Annotated in this window: 15 protein-coding genes; 9 read left to right on the forward strand and 6 right to left on the reverse strand. The window is 64.0% G+C overall.

Features of this window, described 5'->3' with window-relative positions:
• Positions 1-73: 73 nt before the first annotated feature.
• The 8 genes from ccmI to CO664_RS16245 all read left to right on the forward strand — a co-directional run bounded on the left by ccmI (position 74) and on the right by CO664_RS16245 (position 11,248).
• Positions 74-1,213 (forward strand): c-type cytochrome biogenesis protein CcmI, encoded by a 1,140-nt coding sequence (ccmI, locus tag CO664_RS16210; protein WP_097539336.1) that lies wholly within the window; start codon positions 74-76, stop codon positions 1,211-1,213.
• Positions 1,210-1,662 carry a cytochrome c maturation protein CcmE gene (gene ccmE, locus CO664_RS16215; protein WP_097539337.1) on the forward strand — a complete coding sequence of 151 codons (453 nt, stop codon included), beginning with the start codon at positions 1,210-1,212 and terminating at the stop codon, positions 1,660-1,662. The genes ccmI and ccmE overlap by 4 nt, the downstream gene beginning before the upstream one ends.
• A complete protein-coding gene (locus CO664_RS16220) occupies positions 1,659-3,644 on the forward strand; it encodes a heme lyase CcmF/NrfE family subunit (protein ID WP_097539338.1) in 1,986 nt (661 codons plus the stop codon). Before ccmE ends, CO664_RS16220 begins: the two co-directional genes overlap by 4 nt.
• Complete coding sequence (locus CO664_RS16225) at positions 3,641-4,096, forward strand: cytochrome c-type biogenesis protein (RefSeq protein WP_037413599.1); 456 nt, start codon at positions 3,641-3,643, stop codon at positions 4,094-4,096. Before CO664_RS16220 ends, CO664_RS16225 begins: the two co-directional genes overlap by 4 nt.
• A 317-nt stretch (positions 4,097-4,413) precedes the next feature.
• Positions 4,414-5,979, forward strand: coding sequence for a Do family serine endopeptidase (locus CO664_RS16230; protein WP_097526235.1), 1,566 nt, complete (start codon positions 4,414-4,416; stop codon positions 5,977-5,979).
• Between the two features lie 146 nt (positions 5,980-6,125).
• A complete protein-coding gene (locus CO664_RS16235; protein ID WP_037413603.1) occupies positions 6,126-6,827 on the forward strand; it encodes a response regulator transcription factor in 702 nt (233 codons plus the stop codon).
• Positions 6,824-8,221 carry a HAMP domain-containing sensor histidine kinase gene (locus CO664_RS16240; RefSeq protein WP_097539339.1) on the forward strand — a complete coding sequence of 466 codons (1,398 nt, stop codon included), beginning with the start codon at positions 6,824-6,826 and terminating at the stop codon, positions 8,219-8,221. The genes CO664_RS16235 and CO664_RS16240 overlap by 4 nt, the downstream gene beginning before the upstream one ends.
• A gap of 69 nt (positions 8,222-8,290) precedes the next feature.
• The gene (locus CO664_RS16245; protein WP_097539340.1) at positions 8,291-11,248 is read left to right on the forward strand and encodes a bifunctional [glutamine synthetase] adenylyltransferase/[glutamine synthetase]-adenylyl-L-tyrosine phosphorylase; all 2,958 of its coding nucleotides are present in this window, start codon (positions 8,291-8,293) and stop codon (positions 11,246-11,248) included.
• Positions 11,249-11,268: 20 nt separating this feature from the next.
• Here CO664_RS16245 and CO664_RS16250 read toward each other — a convergent pair whose 3' ends face one another.
• Positions 11,269-13,596 carry an ATP-binding protein gene (locus CO664_RS16250; protein WP_037413609.1) on the reverse strand — a complete coding sequence of 776 codons (2,328 nt, stop codon included), beginning with the start codon at positions 13,594-13,596 and terminating at the stop codon, positions 11,269-11,271.
• 330 nt (positions 13,597-13,926) lie between these two features.
• Positions 13,927-16,587, reverse strand: coding sequence for an aminopeptidase N (gene pepN / locus CO664_RS16255; RefSeq protein WP_097539341.1), 2,661 nt, complete (start codon positions 16,585-16,587; stop codon positions 13,927-13,929).
• A 374-nt stretch (positions 16,588-16,961) separates the two neighbouring features.
• Between pepN and CO664_RS16260 the strand changes: the two genes are divergently transcribed.
• The gene (locus tag CO664_RS16260) at positions 16,962-17,900 is read left to right on the forward strand and encodes a DMT family transporter (RefSeq protein ID WP_037413612.1); all 939 of its coding nucleotides are present in this window, start codon (positions 16,962-16,964) and stop codon (positions 17,898-17,900) included.
• Positions 17,901-18,016: 116 nt separating this feature from the next.
• On the opposite strand, the gene CO664_RS16265 is transcribed toward CO664_RS16260, so the two are convergent.
• From CO664_RS16265 to CO664_RS16280, 4 genes are all read right to left on the reverse strand, one after another.
• Entirely contained in the window at positions 18,017-18,157 is a 141-nt protein-coding gene (locus CO664_RS16265) for a hypothetical protein (RefSeq protein WP_083853839.1), read from the reverse strand.
• 58 nt (positions 18,158-18,215) lie between these two features.
• On the reverse strand, positions 18,216-18,395 hold the full coding sequence (locus CO664_RS16270; RefSeq protein ID WP_037413613.1) for a hypothetical protein: 180 nt from the start codon (positions 18,393-18,395) through the stop codon (positions 18,216-18,218).
• 140 nt (positions 18,396-18,535) lie between these two features.
• Positions 18,536-19,420 (reverse strand): uracil-DNA glycosylase, encoded by an 885-nt coding sequence (locus CO664_RS16275; RefSeq protein WP_097539342.1) that lies wholly within the window; start codon positions 19,418-19,420, stop codon positions 18,536-18,538.
• 49 nt (positions 19,421-19,469) lie between these two features.
• Positions 19,470-20,756, reverse strand: coding sequence for an Hsp70 family protein (locus CO664_RS16280; RefSeq protein ID WP_037413618.1), 1,287 nt, complete (start codon positions 20,754-20,756; stop codon positions 19,470-19,472).
• Positions 20,757-20,787 lie beyond the last annotated feature (31 nt).

Here is a 20,787-nt window from a genome sequence, read left to right on the forward strand (position 1 = left end):
CGAAACGCCTCAAATCTCCGTCATTCTCGGTTTTCGAGTTGGAAAGCCGGGAGCCCCATAGTATTTCGCATCCATGTTGTTCTGGATCCTCGTCGCCATCTTGACGGCGGCTGTCGCTGTCGCACTTGTCCTCCCGCTGATGCGGGCGGCGCCGCCCCTCCCGTCTCCTCACAGCCATGACATCGAGGTCTACCGCGACCAGCTCGAGGAACTGACGCGGGACCGTGAGGCCGGGCTGATCAGCGACGAAGACGCGGAACTCGCCAAGGCCGAAATCGGCCGCCGCCTGATCGCCGCCCACGCCGCCGACACCTCCACTGCGGCGTCCAGGCGGCTTGGCTCGAAACGCCTGGCGCAGGTGTTCATCCTCCTCTGTCTGCCGACCGTCGGGCTCTGTCTTTACTTAACGACGGGCAATCCCGGCGTGCCGGCGCAGCCGCTTGCGGCGCGGCTCGCCAATCCCGGTGAAGACGTCAACATCCTGATCGCCAAGGCGGAAAATCACCTGGCCCTCAACCCGGACGACGGGGCAGGGTGGGACCTGCTTGCGCCGATCTACATGCGCAACGGCCGCGTCGACGACGCGGTTGCCGCCTATGACCGCGCCCTCCGCCTGCTCGGGCCGACGGCAGCCAGGTTTGGCGGCTATGCAGAGGCCCTCATCGTGCAGTCCGGCGGCCTTGTGACGGCAGCGGCGCAGGATGCCCTGAAGAAGGCGCTGGCTCTCGATGCCAATGATCCGCGCTCGGAGTTCTATCTCGCCCTCGGCCTCAAGCAGGAGGGAAGGCGCGGCGACGCGCTCGCGGCCTTCCGCAAGCTTGCCGACACGTCGCCCGCGGGGGCGCCGTGGTTGCCGCTCGTCAACCAGCATATCGCCGAGCTCTCCGCCGACACGCCCGTTGCCGGCGGTGCAGCGCCGGGAAACCCGACCTCCGAGGATATCGCCGCCGCCGAGGGAATGAGCGCCGGCGATCGTCAGGAGATGATCCGCGGCATGGTCGACGGTCTCGCCGGCCGGCTGAAGGAAGACCCCGACAACTTCGAGGGCTGGATGCGGCTGATCCGGGCCTATGTTGTCCTCGATCAAAGAGATAAGGCCGAGAATGCTCTACGCGACGGCTTGCAGGCCTTTCCGGCCAGCGGCGATGAGGGCCAGCAATTGCTGGCTCTCGGGCGCGAACTCGGCATCGATGGCGGCGGAGCGAAAGAATGACGCGTAAGCAGAAACGCCTGGCGATCATCGGCGGCGGGGTCGGCTTCCTGACGGCCGCCGTCCTTCTGGTCATGTTCGCCTTCAGCCAGGCCGTGGCTTATTTCTATGTCCCCGGCGACCTTGCCAAGGCGGATCTCGAGCCGGGCACGCGCATCCGCCTCGGCGGGCTGGTGGAAGCGGGCTCGGTCAAGCGCGGCGACGGCAAGACCGTCACCTTCAGCGTCACCGACACGCTCGCGACGGTGCCGGTGACCTACACAGGCATACTTCCGGACCTCTTTCGCGAGGGCCAGGGTGTCGTGGCGGAGGGGAGCTTCGCCGCTGGAAGTTCAGTTTTCGTTGCCGATACGGTGCTTGCCAAGCATGACGAGACCTACATGCCGAAGGACGTGGCCGACCGCCTGAAGGCTCAGGGCGTCACGCTCGGCGGGAAGGAAAACATTCAATGATCATCGAGCTCGGACATTATGCGCTGGTGCTGGCGCTCGCGACCGCGCTCATCCAGTCGGTGCTGCCGCTCCTCGCCGTGAGGCGCGGCGATCGGGCCCTGGTCGACCTCGCGGGCAGTGCCGCGATCGTCTCCTTCCTGCTCGTCGCCTTCTCCTTTGCGGTGCTGACCTTCGCCTATGTGACCTCCGACTTCTCCGTCAGGAACGTCTGGGAAAACTCGCATTCGATGAAGCCCCTGATCTACAAGATCTCCGGCGTCTGGGGCAATCACGAGGGCTCCATGCTCCTCTGGCTGCTGATCCTCGTCTTCTTTTCCGCCCTGGTGGCAAGCTTCGGCCGCAACCTGCCCGAAAGTCTGAAGGCGAACGTGTTGGCGGTCCAGGCCTGGATCGCCGCCGCCTTCACGCTCTTCATCCTGCTGACGTCCAATCCCTTCGCCCGCCTCGTCCCGGCTCTGGGGGAAGGCCGGGACTTGAATCCGGTGCTGCAGGACATCGGCCTCGCCATTCATCCGCCCTTGCTCTATCTCGGCTATGTCGGCTTTTCCGTCTGCTTTTCCTTCGCGATCGCAGCGCTGATCGAGGGGAGGATCGATGCCGCCTGGGCGCGCTGGGTCAGGCCTTGGGCGCTGACCGCCTGGACGTTCCTGACCGCGGGCATCGCCATGGGCTCCTACTGGGCCTATTACGAACTCGGCTGGGGCGGCTGGTGGTTCTGGGATCCGGTCGAGAACGCTTCCTTCATGCCTTGGCTGGCCGGAACGGCGCTCCTGCACTCGGCGCTGGTCATGGAAAAGCGTGAGGCGCTGAAGATCTGGACCGTGCTCCTAGCGATCCTCACCTTCTCGCTGTCGCTGCTCGGCACGTTCCTGGTGCGCTCGGGCGTGCTGACCTCGGTTCACGCCTTCGCTACCGATCCGACGCGCGGCGTCTTCATCCTGGTGATCCTCATCGTCTTCATCGGTGGCGCCCTGTCGCTCTTCGCCTTCCGGGCCTCCCACCTCAAGTCCGGCGGACTGTTTGCGCCGATCTCGCGCGAAGGCGCGCTCGTCCTCAACAATCTGATCTTGACGACGGCGACGGCAACGGTTCTCACCGGCACGCTCTATCCGCTGGTGCTCGAGGCGCTCACCGGCGACAAGATTTCGGTCGGCGCGCCGTTCTTTAACATGACCTTCGGCCTGTTGATGCTCCCCTTGCTGTTTGCGGTTCCCTTCGGGCCGCTGCTTGCCTGGAAACGCGGCGACCTCTTGGCCGCCGCCCAGCGGCTCTTCGCCGCCGTCGGCGCCGGCCTGCTCTTCGCCGCCGCGGTCTACTATGCCAGGAATGGCGGTCCCGTTCTCGCCGTCCTCGGCATCGGGCTTGGGGTCTACCTGATTGTCGGTTCGATCACCGATGTCGCGCTTCGCTCGGGCCTGGGCAAGGTGGCGGGCCGCGTGGCCTTGCGGCGGTTCCTTGGCCTGCCGCGCTCGGCCTATGGCACGGCGCTTGCCCATATCGGCCTCGGCGTCACGCTGATCGGCATCGTCGCCGTGACGGCCTATGAGACGGAGACCGTCATCGAGATGAAGCCCGGAATGCTCGTCGATGCCGGCGGCTATAGCATACGCTTCGATGGCATGCGCGAGGGTCGCGGGCCGAACTATACCGAGGACACCGGCCACTTCACCGTCAGCCGCGGCGGTGTGAAGGTAACCGAGATCTGGTCGTCCAAGCGCCTCTATTCGGCGCGCCGCATGCCGACGACGGAGGCCGGCATCAGGACCTTCGGCCTCAGCCAGCTCTATGTTTCTCTGGGCGACGAGATGACCGGCGGCGGCATCGTCGTGCGCATCTGGTGGAAGCCGCTGATCCTCTGCATCTGGGGCGGCGCTCTCGTCATGATGGCGGGCGGAATCGTTTCCTTGAGCGACCGTCGCCTGAGGGTGGGTGCTCCGTCGCGCGCCAGGACGGCGAGGCTTGCCGCAGGAGCCGTCGAATGATCCGCGTCCTCGCCGCGCTCTTCCTCTGTATTGTTTCGGTTGCGCCGGCCTTCGCCGTCAATCCGGACGAGGTGCTTGCCGATCCGGCGCTCGAAGCGCGCGCCCGGGAAATCTCCGCCAAGCTTCGCTGCATGGTCTGCCAGAACCAGTCGATCGACGATTCCAATGCCGAACTCGCCAAGGATCTGCGAGTGCTCGTGCGCGAGCGGCTCGAGAACGGGGACAGTGACGAGGCGGTGATCGCCTATGTGGTCTCGCGCTACGGGGAGTTCGTGTTGCTGAAACCCCGCTTCGAGGCGAAGACACTGGTCCTCTGGGGCATGCCGGTCGTGCTGCTCGTCCTTGGTGCGGTCACGCTGGTCGTCGCCGCGCACCGGCGCGGCACGCGCCCAGCTGGTGCGCCGCTTTCCAAGGATGAAAAGGAAGAGCTCGACAAGCTGCTTGGCCCGTAGGGAGCCGCCGACTGCCGGTGGCAGTTCCAACGGCAATATCATACGCGTTAAGGGCATGCTTCGCCGTTCCTTGAGAGGACCCGCGGATCGGGTACCGGCCTCTCATTTCTGCTCTGTCGCAACATTACCAAAAATTCATCTTCCGGACAGAACCCAGTAAGGTCCCATCCGTTACACCTTGCGTCATCGGCTGTTCCTCCAGTCACAGCCATACGAGCGGGTTCCGGGCGGTTGGTCCGGATACCTTGCTCGTGATCAAAGTTTCGAAGCCGTCCGTCGGTCGGCGGCGGCTTCACGCAAGAGAGAAGGCAAAACGAATGTCCACGTTCAAAACTCCGCGTCCCTCGCTGAAGACCGCACTGAAGACCTCCACGGTTGCAGGTCTTGCCGCAGTCATGCTGACGACCGGTCTGCCGGCGCAGATCACCCAGTCCTTCGCCGAGGCGGTCAGGGTGCAGGCTCCGTCGGTTCCGAGCTTCGCCAATGTTGTCGACGCCGTTTCCCCGGCCGTCGTTTCCGTCCGCGTCCAGGCCCGTGAACAGGCATCCAACGACGAGAGCAACTTCACCTTCGACTTCGGCGGCCGCGGTTTCGAAGACTTGCCCGACGACCACCCGCTGAAGCGCTTCTTCCGCGAATTCGGCAGTCCCGATTCCCGCGATGGCGATCGGGCCGATCGCTGGCGTGATCGCCACGGTCCGCGTGGCGAAGGTCGCCTGCGCCCGCGAGCCCAGGGCTCCGGCTTCTTCATCACCGAGGATGGTTATCTCGTCACCAACAACCACGTCGTCTCCGATGGCTCCGCCTTCACTGTCATTTTGAACGACGGGACGGAACTCGACGCCAAGCTCGTCGGCAAGGACAGCCGCACCGATCTCGCCGTGCTCAAGGTCGACGCAGCCAACCGCAAGTTCACCTATGTAAGCTTCGCCGATGACAACCGGGTGCGGGTCGGCGACTGGGTGGTCGCGGTCGGCAACCCCTTCGGCCTCGGCGGCACCGTGACGGCCGGTATCATCTCGGCACGCGGCCGCGACATCGGCTCCGGCCCCTATGACGACTATCTGCAGGTCGATGCGGCGGTGAACCGCGGCAATTCCGGCGGCCCGACGTTCAATCTCTCCGGCGAAGTCGTCGGTATCAACACGGCGATCTTCTCGCCGTCGGGCGGCAATGTCGGCATCGCCTTCGCGATTCCCGCTTCCGTCGCCAAGGACGTCGTCGATGCCTTGATCAAGGACGGCTCCGTTTCGCGCGGCTGGCTCGGCGTTCAAATCCAGCCGGTGACGAAGGATATCGCCGAATCGCTCGGCCTCTCTGAGGCGAGCGGTGCGTTGGTGGTCGAGCCGCAGGCGGGTTCGCCGGGCGAGAAGGCGGGCATCAAGAAGGGTGATATCGTGACCGCCCTCAACGGTGAGCCGGTCAAGGATCCACGCGACCTGGCCCGCCGGGTGGCAACGCTGCGCCCCGGTTCGACCGCCGAGGTCACACTCTGGCGTAACGGCAAGTCTGAGAGCGTCAAATTCGAGATCGGCACGCTGCCGGAGGAGGCCAAGGCTACGCCGCCGGATACCCGCGACGAACAGACGGACCAGGGTCAGGCTGGCGAAGAGGCACTGGCCGACCTCGGTCTGGCGGTCACCCCTTCGGAAGACGGCACGGGCGTCACCATCGCCTCCGTCGATCCGGACTCGGATGCTGCCGATCGTGGCCTGAAGGAAGGCGAGAAGATCGTCTCCGTCAACAATCAGCAAGTGAAGACGGCGGACGACATCCTGAAGGTGATCAACAACGCCAAGAAGGATGGCCGCAGCAAGGCGCTCTTCCAGATCGAGGCCGACGAGGGAAGCCGCTTCGTGGCGTTGCCGATCGCGCAGAGCTGAGGCGCGGCAAGAGCAAGCCACCATCCTGGCTGATGATGAGGCGCCGCGACATCTGCCGATATCGCGGCGTCTTCTGTTTCGGCCGAACGCTGTATTCGGCCAAGGCAAACCCCGAAACCGGTTGAGACGAACAGAGGTCCGGGACTATGGTCACCCGTATGAAGATTCTGATAGTTGAAGATGACCTCGAGGCGGCCGCCTATCTGGCGAAGGCGTTCCGCGAAGCGGGCATCGTTTCCGACCACGCCAGCGACGGCGAAAGCGGCCTGTTCATGGCGAGCGAGAACGCCTACGACGTGCTCGTCGTCGACCGCATGCTGCCGCGTCGGGACGGCCTGTCGTTGATCACCGAGTTGAGGCGCCGGGGCATCCATACGCCGGTGCTCATTCTCTCCGCCCTCGGCCAGGTGGACGACCGGGTGACGGGACTACGCGCCGGTGGCGACGATTACCTCCCCAAACCCTATGCCTTCAGCGAGCTCCTGGCGCGTGTCGAGGTGCTCGGCCGGCGCAAGGGAGCGCCGGACCAGGACATGGTCTACCGCGTCGGCGACCTGGAACTGGACCGGCTCTCCCATTCGGTCCGCCGCCAGGGCAAGGAAATCCCGCTGCAGCCGCGCGAGTTCCGGCTGCTTGAATATCTGATGAAGAATGCCGGGCAGGTGGTGACGCGAACCATGCTGCTCGAGAATGTCTGGGACTATCACTTCGATCCGCAGACCAATGTGATCGATGTGCACGTCTCCCGCTTGCGCTCCAAGATCGAGAAGGATTTCGATCCACCGTTGCTTAGAACCGTTCGCGGCGCCGGCTACATGATCAAGGACGATCGGACCGCTGACGCATGAGCAAAGTCGGCGTTCTGTTCAGGACGACCGCGGTCCGGCTCTCCGCGCTCTATCTCGTCCTCTTCTCCCTTTGCGCCGTCTTCCTCGTCTTCTACGTCACCGGCATGTCCGAGCGTCTCCTGCAGCAGCAGACGCGTGAAGGGATTGCCGTCGAGGCGGCCCAGATCGAAGACATCTACGAGCGTGCCGGCGTCAACGGCCTGCTCCGCTCGCTGGAGCGTCGGGCCCGTCAACCGGGCGCCAACCTCTATGTCATTGCGGGGCCGAGCGGGGAGATCCTTGCCGGCAATGTCGCCGGCCTCGAGCCGGGCCTGCTCGACAACGAGGGCTGGACATCGGAGCCCTTTCACTACCGGCGTTTCACCGACGAAAGCCGCACCGGCAACCACGTCGCGCTCGCCCATGTCCTCATGCTCGACAACGGCCTGCGCATCCTCGTCGGCCGCGATTTGCAGGAACCGGAAAAGTTTCGCGTTCTCGTCCGCCAGGCCCTGGTGGTGGCGCTCGGCATCATGGGGCTCGGCGCACTGATCATCTGGTTCGGCATTGGTCGCAACGCCTTGAGGCGCATCGACCGGATGTCGGAGGCAAGCACCAAGATCATGGCCGGAGACCTTTCACAACGGCTGCCGACGAGCGGATCGGGCGATGAATTCGACCGTCTGTCGGAATCGCTGAACGCGATGCTGGGGCGGATCGAGAAGCTCAACGAGGGCCTGAAACAGGTTTCCGACAATATCGCCCACGACCTCAAGACGCCTCTGACGCGGCTGCGCAACAAGGCCGAAGCGGCGCTTGCCAGCAAGGAAGGTGGCAACCAGAACGGCGCGCTCGAGGAAATCATCGGCGAATCCGACCAACTGATCCGAACCTTCAATGCATTGCTGATGATTTCGCGCGTGGAGGCGGGCTCCGCCATCGCTGAGATGAGCGATGTCGCCTTGTCCGGCATCGTCGAGGATTGCGTAGAGCTTTACGAGCCGGTCGCCGAGGAAGCTGCCCTGCGCCTGGAAGCGGACATCGAGCCGGGCGTCGTTGTTACAGGCAACCGCGAACTGATCGGCCAGGCGCTCGGGAACCTGATCGACAACGCGATCAAATATGCGGAAGGGGCGGAAAATCCGCTCATCCGGGTCGAGATGAAGAAGAGCGGCGCCAATGTCGCCCTGACGGTCGCCGATCAGGGTCCCGGCGTTCCGGAAAATATGCGCGGCGAAGTGGTCAAGCGCTTCGTGCGGCTGGACGAGAGCCGCACCAAACCCGGCACCGGTCTCGGCCTTTCGCTTGTCGAGGCGGTGATGGAGATGCACCATGGCGCATTGGATCTCTCGGCGACGGAGCCAGATGGAAGGGGCCTGACGGTTCGCATGGTTTTCCCCGCCGGCACGACCTGATACACCGGTCACGGCAATTGCCGGTTGGAGCGATGGACTTCCGACGATCCGAAGGGGAGGAGAAGACCGATGGTGGACGCGACCGAAAAGCGGTTGTCCGATATCGAGGTGGTGCCGATCCGCCCGGCGAGCCAGGCCGACGCGAAGGTCGCTCTTTCGGTGCTGAAGGACATAGCGAAGGGAAGCGAGGCCATCGCCAAGCTGGTGGCGTCCGATACGCCGCTCAAGCACTTGATCCTCGCCGCTTTCGCACTCTCGCCTTTCCTTCGCGATACCGGCGCAAGCAGCCCTGCCATTGTCGAGGCGCTGCTGAGCGAGAGCTTGCCTGGATTTCTGCGAAGCCGCATCGATGCGGCGCGGCTGGCATGGCAAAGCGGGGCGGCAGGCAAGGCCCTGCCGGACGCGGAAATCATGGCGCGGCTGCGGCGGGCAAGGCGGGAGGTTGCCTTCGCCGTCGCACTTGCCGATCTCTCGCGGCTGTTTGATGGCCGCGAAACGACGCGCTGGCTGAGCGAGTTCGCCGGCGCCGCGGTATCGGCGACGATCGATCACCTGCTGCTCGGCGCGCATGAGAGCGGCAAGTTCGTCCTCCCGGATGCCTCGGCGCCGAGCGTCGGCTCGGGCGTCGTCGTGCTCGGCATGGGCAAGCTCGGGGCGTGCGAGCTCAACTATTCCTCCGACATCGACCTCGTGGTCTTCTATGATCCGCAGTCCGGCATCCTCGTCAGCCGCGATGAGGCGACGGAGGTCTTCGCGCGGCTCTTGCGAAGGCTGATCCGCATCCTGCAGGAGCGGACCGGCGACGGCTACGTGTTCCGCACGGACCTCCGGCTTCGGCCCGATCCCGGCTCGACGCCGCTCGCAATCCCCGTCGAGGCGGCGATGCTTTACTATGAGAGCAGGGGGCAGAACTGGGAGCGGGCTGCTTTTATCAAGGCGCGCCCGATCGCCGGCGACCTTCCGGCCGGCGAGCGTTTCCTCAAGGAACTGACGCCCTTCGTCTTCCGGAAGTACCTGGATTATGCGGCGATCGCCGACATTCACTCGATCAAGCGTCAGATCCACGCGCACAAGGGCCACGGCGAGATCGCCGTGAAGGGCCACAACGTCAAGCTTGGCCGCGGCGGCATCCGCGAGATCGAGTTTTTCGTGCAGACCCAGCAACTGATTGCCGGCGGCCGGACGCCTGCGCTGCGGCTGCGCGAAACCGAGGCGATGCTGCATGTGCTGGCCGAGGCCGGCTGGATCGATCGCGCCACGGCGCATGAACTGATCGATGCCTATTGGTTCCTTCGTGACGTCGAGCACCGGATCCAGATGGTGCATGACGAGCAGACCCATCTGGTGCCCGAGAGCGAGGCGGAACTGAGGCGCATCGCGTCGATGCTCGGCTTCGAAGATACGGCGTCCTTCTCCAGGGAGTTTTCCCGGGTGCTGCGGACGGTCGAGCGACGCTACGCCCAGCTTTTCGAACAGGAAGCGAGACTCTCTGCAGAGACCGGCAATCTGGTCTTCACCGGTCAGCAGGATGACCCAGACACGCTCAAAACGCTGAAACGGCTGGGTTTCCAGCGTCCTTCCGACATCGCCCGTATTATTCGCACCTGGCACTACGGGCGCTATCGGGCGACCCAATCGGTCGAGGCACGCGAACGCCTGACGGAATTGACGCCGGAGCTTCTGCGCGTCTTCGGCGAGAGCCGGCGCGCCGATGAGGCATTGCTGCGCTTCGACCAGTTCCTCTCCGGCCTCCCTGCCGGCATCCAGCTTTTCTCGCTGCTGGGCAGTAATCCGGGCCTGTTGTCGCTGATCGTCAATATCATGTCCTCGGCGCCGCGCCTGGCGGATATCATCGCCGCCAGGCCCCATGTCTTCGACGGCATGCTGGACCCGGGCCTGCTCGCCGAACTGCCGACGCGAGATTATCTGGCACCGCGGATCGCCAGCTTCGTCGCCGGCGCCCACCACTACGAAGAGGTGCTGGACCGCCTGCGCATCATCGCCGCCGAGCAGCGCTTTCTGATCGGCATCCGGTTGCTGACCGGCACGATCTCCGGCCTGCAGGCGGGCAGGGCCTTCACCGATCTTGCCGACCTGATCATCGCCGCTGCGCTGGAGGCGGTTCTGGCAGAGGTTCGCTCCGCCCACGGCGATTTCCCGGGTGGCCGGGTCGCCGTCGTCGGCATGGGAAAGCTCGGCAGCCACGAGTTGACTGCCGGTTCCGACGTCGACCTCATCCTGCTCTATGACTATGACGCCAACGCCCACCAATCCGAGGGCGCCAAGCCGCTCGACCCGGCACGCTATTTCACGCGCCTGACGCAGCGGCTGATCGCGGCTCTTTCAGCCCCGACCGCCGAGGGCGTCCTCTACAATGTCGACATGCGGCTGAGGCCCTCGGGCAACAAGGGCCCGGTTGCGACCCGCATTACCGCCTTTGCCAAATATCAGCGTGAGGAGGCCTGGACCTGGGAACATCTGGCGCTGACCCGCGCCCGATGCATCTGCGGCGACAAAAGCCTGATCGGCGAAGCGGAGGCGATCTTCGCCGAGGTCCTGTCGCAGAAGCGAGATATCGCCAAGATCCGCAAGGACGTCGAGGAGATGCGCGATCTCATCGACAAGGAAAAGCCGCCGAACGACATCTGGGACTTCAAGCTCATCCCCGGCGGCCTCGTCGATATCGAATTCATTGCGCAATATTTGGCGCTTGTGGCGCCGGCAAAGGGCGAGCTACCGCCGCTTGCCGGAACGCAGACGATGGAGGCGCTGAAGGGGCTCGGCGCCGCCCTGATGGATGCAAACGATCTCGACATGGCCGTCGAGGCGCTGGCGCTCTTTACCGAGGTCTCGCAGATCGTGCGGCTCTGTATCGACGGCGATTTCGACCCCAAGGACGCCCCCGCCGGCCTTGTCGATCTCGTTTGCCGGGCAGGCGATTACCCGGACCTCAAGCATCTCGAGGCTGACATACGCCGCTTTTCCAAGGCGGTGCGCGGCATCTTCCAGTCGGTCCTTGCGGGCTGAGCCGGCGGCCCCGGCTGGGTTCAGGCGAGGTCCGGGATCCGCACGGATATGATCGTGCCGACGTTTTCGGCGGAATGGATCTTCATCCGTCCCCCGTGCAGGCGCGTGAGCGACCGGGAGATGGCCAGCCCCAAGCCGGAGCCGCCCTTGCTCTTGGCATACTGGCTCTGCACCTGTTCGAAGGGATGGCCGATCTTTTCCAGCGCGTGCCTCGGAATGCCGATGCCGGAATCGGCGATCGTCAGCGTCACCGCGCCGCGAACCTTGCGGGCCCTGAGTGAAATGCGGCCACCCTCATTGGTGAACTTGACCGCATTTGATAAAAGGTTGAGGAGCACCTGTTTCATCGCGCGACGATCGGCGAACATCGTCAGGCCCGAGGACACCTCCTGGACGACGCGGATGTTCTTCTGCTGCGCCGGTATGGTGGTGAAGCGAAGCGTTTCCTCGATCAGCGGCGCAAGATCGATCCTTTCGCGCGTGATACGCATGTGACCCGCCTCGATCTTCGACATGTCGAGTATGTCGTTGATGACGTTGAGCAGATGTCTGCCGCTTTCATAGATATCGCGGGAATATTCGTGGTACTTCTCCGAGCCGAGCGGCCCGAACATCTGGTTCTGCAGGATCTCGGAAAAGCCGAGAATGGCGTTGAGCGGCGTGCGCAGCTCATGCGACATGTTGGCGAGGAACTCGGATTTTGCCCGGTTTGCCGCCTCGGCCCGTTCCTTTTCCGCCTGGTAATTGGCGTTGGCGACGGAAAGCTCCTCCTTCTGCCGTTCGAGCGTGATGCGCGAGGCCGAAAGATCGCCGATCGTCGCCATCAGCCGCCGCTCGGATTCGCGCAGCCGCACCTGATGCCGCTTGAGCAGCGTGATATCGGTGCCGACCGAGACGAGGCCGCCGTCGCGCGTGCGTCGATCGTTGATCTGCAGCCAGCGCTCGTCGGCGAGCTGCACTTCGCTCGTCTGCGAATGATTGCTGCGGTCCGGATCGGCGACGCGCCGCTCGATCACCGGTCTCGCCGCGGCCGCGTGCACCACTGCCCGTTCGGTGCCGGGCACGAGGACATGATCCGGCAGCTGATAGGCCTGCTGATAGTGGGTGTTGCACATGACCAGCCGGTCGTGCTTGTCCCACAGCACGAAGGCTTCCGACGTGCACTCGATGGCATCCGTCAGGCGCTGGTCGGCTTCCGCATAGCGCTGGGCGAGCCGGTGCTGCTCGGTCACGTCCATGGCGATGCCGATGAGGTGGGTGCGCCCGGAAACCGTGCGGATGATTTGGGCGCGCGCCCGAAGCCAAACGTAATGGCCATCCGCGTGGCGCATGCGGAACACCTGGTCGATCTGGCGCTCGCTGCCCTTGGCGATCGCCCGCGCCACCCGGTAGACGCCGCGATCCTCCGGGTGCATCAGCCGGGCCGCGTCGCCGAACGACAAGACGCTGCTGTCGCCGGGCATGCCGAGCATCTCGTACATGGAGCGAGACCAGAACAGGCGACGGTTGGCGAGGTCGAAATCCCAAAGTCCGCAGCGGCCGCGCGACAGTGCGGTTTCGACGCGCAGGTTCGATTCGGCGAATACGGAATCGGCGTCGCGGGCGCGCTTGGCCTGAATATAGTAGGCGTAAAGCACGACGAGCAGGATTGCCGAAATGCCGGCAAACAGCGTGACGTTCAGCGAGACATCGTCGCGCCAGGCCGCTTCGAACTGGGCGACCGGCGTTGCCGCCAGCACGACACCCGCGGAAGCCGGCACCTGCATCAGGGCGACCAGATGTTCGACGCCGTCGATGGTCGCCTTCACAGCGCCTTCGCCTTCGCCGAAATATTGCAGCGACGCCACGTCCGGGGCGATCGAGGTAAGCGTGCGGCCGATGAAATGTGCCCCCGCCTGCGTGCTCGCGAAGATGCGGCCGTCCCGGCGAACCGTCAGTAGGAACATGCCGCTGTCGAGGAGTTCGGCGGGCAGATATTCGGCGAGCCGCCGTTCGGCCTCCCATCGCTGCCCCTCGCCGAAGAGCTCCGATCCATCCGCCTGGAACGCCGCCGTCGCCGCGGTCGCCGCCAGGCTGACGCTCCGGCGCGAACTGGCCTCCATCCGGGCATGCTCATCCATGATGCCCGACATGCGCGAAATGGCCACAATCAGCAGGAAAGCGATAATGAGGACGGGAATTGACCGCTTCAGAATGGGCTCGGCCCGGGCGAGCCGACGTGACGCCGGTTCGACAAAGAGCCTCGCCTTGTCGATGAGCTCCCGTTCCAGGCCGAAAAAGCCCGGAAACTTGAGTCGCAACCGCCCGTCGGCTGCGCCTCCCCGTCGCGCGTCCGCAATCTTTCCCAATTTCTGCCGTCCTCGAGAGCGTCCCGCATGTGGATGCGAAGGGACGCTGTGATCCTCTTAAACCGAAGCGTCATCGGAAATCGCGACGCTTTGGTGATTCGGTACGCCGCCCGCCCGAATCTGACTCAATGAATCACAGGGCGATTCGCCTTGTCTAGAGGCGCAGGTAAAGATTTGTTAACCAATTTTCATCGTTGGAAAGTCATAGCGCCTGCGACGCCGAATGTCTTATCCGACGCTCAGAAGTCGCCGTAGCCCTTTGAATTGAGGCTCTTTCCTCGAATCGGCCCCGCTTAGGAGAGGTGCAGTAGGCCCGAGGCCGCGGCGATATCACGCCGCGCTGCCGTCGCTCAGCATCCGGTCGACGATGTCGCTGACATCGACGGAAAGATTGGAGGCGCCGGCGATTTCCTTGAGCGCCTCCTCGGCATGCTTGGCGCGCACCTGCTCCAGCGACCGCCAGGAGCGCATCGATGTCAGGATCCGTGCCGCAAGTTGCGGATTGCGGGGATCGATGTCGAGGATCTGGCGTGCGAGGAAGCGGTAGCCTTCGCCATCCGCACGGTTGAAGCCCGTCGGGTTGGAGAAGGCGAAGGTGCCTATGAGCGAGCGTACGCGGTTCGGGTTGCTCGGGGTGAAGTGCGGATCGGACATCAGCGCCTTGACCCGCTCGAGCGTCGAGGCGCCGGGGATCGTCGCCTGGATGGCGAACCATTTGTCGATCACCAGCGCATTGTCCGCGAAGCGGTTCTTGAACGTGGTGAGCGCATCGAGCGTTTCTTGCGCATCCGGAAAACGGTGGGCGAGCAGCGTCAGCGCCTGGCTGAGATCGGTCATGTTGTTGGCGGAACGGAACGCGCTCACGGCCTTCTCCGGCTGATCGTCCCCATAGACGAGATAGGAGAGGGCGGCGTTGCGCAGCGCCCGCCGGCCGGCGCTCGCTGCGTCGGGCCGGAACGGGCCGGAAAGTGCCATCTCGCCGAGCAATCGCGTGAAAATCTCCTTGCCGGATGCGGCGACGGCGGAAAGGATCGCCTGGCGACCCTCCTGGATAGCGTCCGGATCGTTGTCGCGGCCGATCTCCCGGGCGATGTCGGCTTCGCTCGGCAGCGACAGGACCTGTGCGCGGAATGCCGGCTCCAGCCCTTCGTCACCCGCCGCGGCCAGCAGCCCGCCGATGAGGGCGGTATCGGAGGCGATCGGCTGGCCGTTTCGCGCCTGTGCCGCTGCTTTGGCCAGATTGTCGAGCGCCATGGCATTCAGCGCCTGCCACCGGGCGAAGAGGTCGACCTCGTGGCGTGCGATGAGGGCGCGGTCCTTCGCGCTCTGCTCGATGTGCAGGTTTACCGGTGCAGAGAAGCCGCGATTGAAGGACGGCACGGGCCGGGTCGGAATGCCGGCGAAGACGACGGTCTGCTTGCGCTCCGTCAGATGCAAGACGTCGCCAGTGACATCGGCGCCGGAGACGGCTGCAGGCTTAGCCTCGCTGCCGTCTTCAAGCAGGAGCCCAACGCGAAGTGGGATATGCATCGGCTTCTTGGCGCTTTGACCCGGTGTCGCAGGCACCGCCTGTTCGAGCGACAGGGTGTAGATCTGCTTCGCCGCGTCATAGGAACCGGAGGCGGTGATCAGCGGCGTTCCCGCCTGATGATACCAGAGCGAAAACTGGGTGAGATCGCGCCCGCCCGCGGCCTCGAAGCAGGCGATGAAGTCCTCGATCGTCACCGCCTGGCCGTCATGGCGGTCGAAATAGAGGTCCATGCCCTTCGTGAAGAGGTCGCGTCCGAGAAGGGTCGCAATCATGCGCGTGACCTCGGAGCCCTTCTCATAGACGGTCGTCGTGTAGAAATTGTTGATCTCGCGATATTGCGTCGGGCGCACCGGATGGGCGAGCGGGCCGGCATCCTCGGGAAACTGTTCGGACTTCAGGTGCCGCACCTCGGCGATGCGCTTGACGGCGCGCGAGCGCATGTCGGCCGAAAACTCGTGATCGCGATAGACCGTCAACCCTTCCTTCAGGCAGAGCTGGAACCAGTCGCGGCAGGTAATGCGGTTGCCGGTCCAGTTGTGGAAATATTCGTGGGCGATGATCGCCTCGATATTGGCGTAGTCCGTGTCTGTCGCCGTTTCCGGATCGGCGAGGACGTATTTGTCGTTGAAGACGTTGAGCCCCTTGTTCTCCATGGCGCCCATGTTGAAGTCGGAGACGGCGACGATCATGAAGATGTCGAGGTCGTATTCGCGGCCGAAGACCTCCTCGTCCCATTTCATCGAGCGCTTGAGGGCGTCCATCGCGTAAGCCGCGCGCGGCTCCTTGCCGTGCTCGACATAGATCCTCAAGGCCACTTCGCGGCCGGATGCGGTCGTGAACGTGTCCTCGACCACGCCGAGATCGCCGGCAACCAGCGCGAAGAGATAGCTCGGCTTCGGATGCGGGTCGAACCAGGCGGCGAAGTGACGTCCGTCGCCCAGGTCGGCGCCGCCGAGATAGTTGCCGTTCGAAAGGAGAAGGGGGGCGGTCGCCTTGTCGGCAATGATGTTGACCGTATAGACGGCGAGCACGTCGGGCCGGTCGGGGAAATAGGTGATGCGGCGGAAGCCTTCCGCCTCGCACTGCGTGCAGTAGACGTTGTTGGTGCGGTAGAGGCCCATCAGCTTCGTGTTCGTCTCCGGCGACAGGAGCGTCGTCACGGTGATTTCGAAGGGGGCGGTCTCGGGCAGGCCGCGGATCGTCAGCGTGTCGCCGGCCACATCGTAGAGCGTCGCCGGGACTTCTTCCTGGTCGAGCAACAGGGCGGTCATGGCCAGCTCGTCGCCGTCGAGGACCAGCGGGGCGGAAGCGTCCACGCCTTCGCGTCGGTGGAAGATGAGCCGCGCCTCTACCTTCGTCTCCTTGGGGTCGAGTTCGAAGGTCAGATCCACTCTTTCGAGAACGAAATCGGTCGGCCGGTAGTCTTCCAGATGAATGATCTGGCCAGTATTTGTCCGCATGGTCAGTCCCGCTTGCGCCTACCGTTCCTAAGTTAGAGGGCGCCTGTGATGGTGAAAAGGCCAAGAGGCGAGATTTTGTGCTTGCAATGCCGTCGACCGCACTTCGGAAGCAAACACGTTTGATTTCCCCGCCCCGATCGAAGGTTTAACGAAACGGCACTAACAAGAACTAAATCCCACAGGATTTTTTCGCGTTCGCTAAAGCATAGGACGAAGCAGTGCGGGAGCGCGAAAGCCATCACGAAAATGCCGCGCCCATCAAGAAAATTGATCCAACATGCCGCGCCGTGCAGCTAGAGTGGTGCCATCCCCCGCGGTCTGCGCCGTGTCCGTCCTTCCCGCCCGGTCCGCCGGATGACATCTCGAACGCCCTCATGGATGCCGATATTCACAACCCCATGAAGGGGATTCTGCTCAAGGTCCTGTCCGTCATCGTCTTCGTTTGCATGGCGACCTGCATCAAGGCGGCCGGCAGCGGGATCGCCACCGGCCAGATCACCTTCTATAGATCCGCCTTCGCCATGGTGCCGATTCTCGGCTTTCTGGCCTGCCGCGGCCAGTTGCGCGACGCCTTCCGGACCAACAATGTCGCGGGGCATGTGGTGCGCGGCTTCGTCGGCATTCTGTCGATGAGTTGCGGTTTCTACGGCCTCGTGCACCTGCCGCTCCCCGAGGCGATCGCGATCGGCTACGCGATGCCGCTCTTGGCGGTTGCCTTCGCCGCTCTCTTTCTCGGCGAAATCGTCCGGCTCTATCGCTGGTCCGCGGTGGTTATCGGCCTCGTCGGCGTGCTGATCATCACTTGGCCGAGCGTGACTTTGTTCGACGAAGGAGGATTCGGTTCGTCCAAGGCGCTGGGCGCCGTCGCCGTGCTGCTTTCGGCGACACTCGGCGCGGTCGCGATGGTGCTTGTGCGCCGGCTCGTGCAGACGGAGCGCACCCATACGATCGTGCTCTACTTCTCGCTTTCCGCCGCGGTGTTTTCCCTGGCAACGCTTCCCTTCGGCTGGTCGGCGATATCCTGGACATCCTTCCTGCTCCTGATGCTCGCCGGTTTCTGCGGCGGCGTCGCCCAGATTCTGTTGACGGAGAGCTACCGCCACGCCGACATGTCGACGATCGCCCCCTTCGAATATACCTCGATCGTGCTCGGCATCGTCATCGGCTATTTCCTCTTCGGCGACGTACCGACGGCAACCATGCTGCTCGGCACCGCGATCGTCGTCGGCGCCGGCATCTTCATCATCTTCCGCGAGCACCGGCTGGGGCTCGAGCGAAAGGGGGCGCGCAAACACGTTACGCCGCAGGGCTGAACGGGGCCATTGCTCCTGCCGCTACGATAGGAGGCGCCGACGGTCGTCGCTGGAAGGCGATCTTGGAAAGGTTTGGAGGTCACCGCTCTGTCGATTGTTACCGAGACGGCGCGGTCTCAGTTGGGCAGCAACGGGCTCACCGCCACACGGTGCGCGCGGCGGCTGTCCCTGATCGTGCTCATCCTGCTGAACTCGCGCGAGGTGCGCACGGCGGTGCCGATGTCGGAAATCGTATCGAGCAGGCTGCTGATAGACATGGTAGTGATCTTCGTTCGGGCGAGCGCCGGACGCGATGGTCGGCGCTGCAGCGATTGGTCAGCGCTGAATGAAATCGGCGTAGATCTGGGCCGGGTGGCGCGTCGTGCGCGCGAGGCCGATTGCCGTCATCTGTTCGTTGGCAACCTTGCCGAAGCTGTTATACGGCGACCGCACAGCGACGCGGGCCTGACGGAGCGTCTCAAAGCTGCTGTGGATCGGGCGAAAACGGGCACTCATGGTTCAGTTCCTTAATCCATACCTCCCGTGCTTTCATATTGCGATGCAACATCGATTTTGCAACGCATTAAAACGCGGCGCTGACATGCGCAAATTGCATGGCTTTGTTCATATTTCCTTCACCTGTCGGGCGCGGCCGGTCAGCCCATGATCCGCGCCTTGAAGGAGAGCAGGTCAAGCCAAGCGAAACGCTTGTTGACGGGCGCGGTGATAAGATCCTGCGGATGCAGTGTAGCCAGCGCCGGAACGAGGTGGCCGCCGGCGGAAAGCTCGCGCCATTGCCCCCTCGTCTGATGGATCGTCTCGTTGGTGCCGAAGAAGAAGCGGGCCGTGAAATTGCCGAGGAGAAGCAAGTGCCTCGGCTCGGCGAGCGCAATCTGCCGTTCGATGAAGGGGCGGCAGATGTCGGCCTCCCGACCGCTTGGCACGCGGTTTCCGGGCGGCCGCCAGGGAACCACGTTGCTGAGCAGAACGCCGGTCCGTGAAAGACCGATGCCGGAAAGCATCCGCTCGAGCATATCACCGTGCTTGCCGGAAAACGGCTGGGCGTCCCGGTCGTCTTCCGCATAGGGCATCGGCCCGATCACCATGATGCCCGAGGCGGGGTCACCGTCCGCGAAAACGAGGTTTCGGGCGCTGTTCTTGAGGTTGCAGCCGGTGAAGGACTCCATCGCCGTGCGAAGTTCGGCAAGCGATCGCGCGCTCTCGGCGGCGAATCGCGCCTCGCTGACCGCCTGCTCGTCAGGGATCGCGACCGTCGGCGGAACGCTTGCCGGGCCGCTCGGAAGAGTACTCAGGGCGCTGCCGGGCGTCGCCGGCTGTCCCCGGCCCCTCTGCGCTTCTGACGCTTCCGGCTGCCGGCTTTGCGGCGCAGCTCGCGCGCCGGCGCGCTTGGCTTTCAGCGCCTCGAACTCCGCCAGCCGGTCGACGGGCGCGTCTTCAAGCAGCCACTCGACACCCGCCTCCGCATGGAAAGCAAGAAGCGCGGCGAGTTCCGAAGGGGAAAGGTCGTTGGCCGAAATCATCGGCGGAACTTATCAGATCGGCGACTGTGGTCCAGCATCCGGAGGATATTTACGCGGCGATCGTCCAAGCTGTGATGTCCTCCCGCTCGCCGATCAGCGCAAGCCCGTGGGCGATCGACAGGAGCTCGCCGCCGCTTTCGATTCGCTCGGGGCCGAAGCGATCGTCGAAAAGCCGCCGGACGGCCGGCACGAAGGAGGTGCCACCGGTCAGAAAAATCCTGTCGATGTCGGCCGGCGCAGTCGCCGTCGTTGCCAGTACCTCGTCGAGGGCCGCATCGATGCGGGCGAGGTCGGGGGCAATCCAGGCCTCGAAATCCTTGCGCCGAACGATTCTTCGCGAGCGCTCGCCCAGCGGCGCGAAGAAGAACTCGGTTTCCTCTTCTTGCGACAGTCGCATTTTGGTTGCCGAGACCGCCTGATAGAGCGGGTAGCCTTCGTCATGCTCGATCAGATCGACGAATGCCGCCAGTTTCTCCGGCTCGAGGCTCGTGCGGACGAGCTTCTTCAGCTCCGCAAAGTCCCTGAGCGTCTTGAAGATCGACAACTGGTTCCAGCGGCCGAAATTGGCGTAATAGCTCGACGGGACTTCAAGCAGCTTGTCGAAGCTCTTGAACAGACTCCCCTTTCCGATCAGCGGCGCGACGATGTTGTCAATGATGCGGAAATCGAAGTGATCGCCGGCAACGCCGACGCCGGAATGTCCGACCGGCGTGGCGCTCAGCCGTCCGCCGCGGCTTGCGAAACGGATGATCGAATAGTCCGTCGTGCCGCCGCCGAAGTCGGCGACGAGCACCGTCGCATCGCGCTCCAGCTTGCGAGCGAAGTAGAAGGCGGCCGCCACCGGTTCATAGACGTAGTGGATTTCCGGAAAATCGAAGCGCGCGAGGGCGCGGCCATACCGTTCGATCGCCAGCTTTTCGTCCGGACTTGCGCCGGCAAACTGCACCGGACGCCCGACGACGAGGCGCTGCAACGCCCCATTCCAGTCGTCGCCGGCATAGTCCCTGAGCCGGGCCAGGAAGCTGTACATCAGGTCCTCGAACTCCTGGCGCTTGGCGAAGACGAGTGTGCCTTGAAAGAGTGCGCTGGCGGCAAAGGTCTTGATCGACTGCAGAAAACGGCATTCGCCGGGATTGTCGATGAATTCGCGGATCGCCGCCTGGCCCGCTTCGACCTTCAAGGATGCATGGCCCTGCTTCAGAAAGGAGAGAGCCGTTCGCGTGGTGTCGAACCGTCCGGCGGGGCTGTCGACGAAAAGAGAGCGCGTCGAGGCACCCTGCGCCAGGGCCAGGACGGAGTTGGTCGTTCCGAAATCGAGGCCGAGCGCCGTGGCCATGGCTGTCTCCTTGCGACGTAAAGGGGCGCGC

This window comes from Sinorhizobium sp. NG07B (assembly GCF_002532005.1).
GTDB lineage: Bacteria > Pseudomonadota > Alphaproteobacteria > Rhizobiales > Rhizobiaceae > Sinorhizobium > Sinorhizobium fredii_C.